This is a genomic window from bacterium (genome assembly GCA_024224155.1).
GTDB lineage: Bacteria > Acidobacteriota > Thermoanaerobaculia > Multivoradales > JAHEKO01 > CALZIK01.
In genome coordinates, this window is the sequence record JAAENP010000268.1 from 1 (window position 1) to 1,332 (window position 1,332).

A 1,332-nucleotide genomic window follows, 5' to 3' on the forward strand; every position below is an offset into this window, starting at 1 on the left:
CGATCCAGACCTTCGAGCCCGACGCGAGCCAAGGTTCCCCCGGAGGGGGACAAACGGGCAATACTCGGATCACCGAATGGACGAACCGGCTCGACCTCTTCGTCAACCTCCAGCTGTCGGGCTCAGAAAGGCTGGTGGTCGGCATCCGGGCCCTCGACGAGGACGGTCGCTTCACCGGCTACTTCTTCGAGCATCCCGACGACGCCCTCGAGGGCGAGTTCGAAGACGCTTTGTCCGCCGACATCGAGACCCTCTTCTTCGAGGGCGACTTCGGCGAGATCTTCCCCAACCTCGACCGCGACGACTTCGGCTCCACCGACGTCGGCTTCTCCGTCGGCCGGCAGCCGATGCTGGTCCAGGAGGGGATGCTGATCGACGATACGATCGACGGCATCGGGTTGACCCGCAATACCCTCCAGCCGAGAAACACATCGAACTTCCGGCTGACTTTCTTCTACGGCTGGGACAACCTCAACGTCTCGAATGCCGAGCGGCGCTCCGCCAACCTCTATGCTCTCTTGACCTCCGCCGACTTCCGCAAATCGACCGTCGACATCGACCTGGCCTACGTCCAGGAGCACGACGGCAGCGGCGATCTGTTCGCCGGTGGCCTGAGCGCCGTCCAGCGTCTCGGCAAGACCAACAGCTCGCTGCGCATCCTCGGCTCCGCGGCCATCGACGAGGAAACCTCGGCGGCGACCGACGGCGTGCTGCTCTTCAGCGAGCTGTCGTGGGTCCCCCACTACACCGAGGACCTGATCTACTTCACGACCTTCTGGGCGACCTCTGAGTATTCGCCGGCGGCGCGCGGCACCGGTCCCGCATCGAGCGGCCCCCTGGGACGCGCCGGCATCAACTTCGCCGCGGTAGGCCTCGGCAGCTTCGGGGCGCCGCTCTCCGCACGGTCGAGAGAGGTCGCGGGTGGCGCCCTCGGCTACCAGAAGTTCCTCGCTGGCGGCCGCAAACAGCTGCTGCTCGAGGCCGGCTTCCGGGTCGGCACCGCGAGCGACGTCGAAGACGCCTTCGCCGCCACCGCCCGCTACCAGACCGCCGTCGGCAAGCACATGGTGGTGGTGGTCGACGGCTTCGTCGGCTACCGCGAGTCCAGCGACGAGGCGCCGTACGGCGGACGGTTGGAGCTGGTGGTCAAGTTCTGACTTGCCCAACCCCGAAGGGGTTGCACTCATCAGCCCAGGGTAAGCGAAGCGCCACCCTGGGTAGGCGATCCACCAAAAGATCGAACCCTGAAAGGGTTCTACAACGGCCCATCGAATGGGATCAGGTGAGACTTGTAGAACCCTTTCAGGGTTCGGATTTGTACCCTCCAGACCC

General features: G+C 65.2%; 1 protein-coding gene. It reads left to right on the forward strand.

Features of this window, described 5'->3' with window-relative positions; all coding sequences use genetic code 11:
* Positions 1 to 1,157: hypothetical protein (locus GY769_14060; protein MCP4203042.1), on the forward strand; the 1,157-nt coding region annotated here is incomplete at its 5' end.
* Positions 1,158 to 1,332 lie beyond the last annotated feature (175 nt).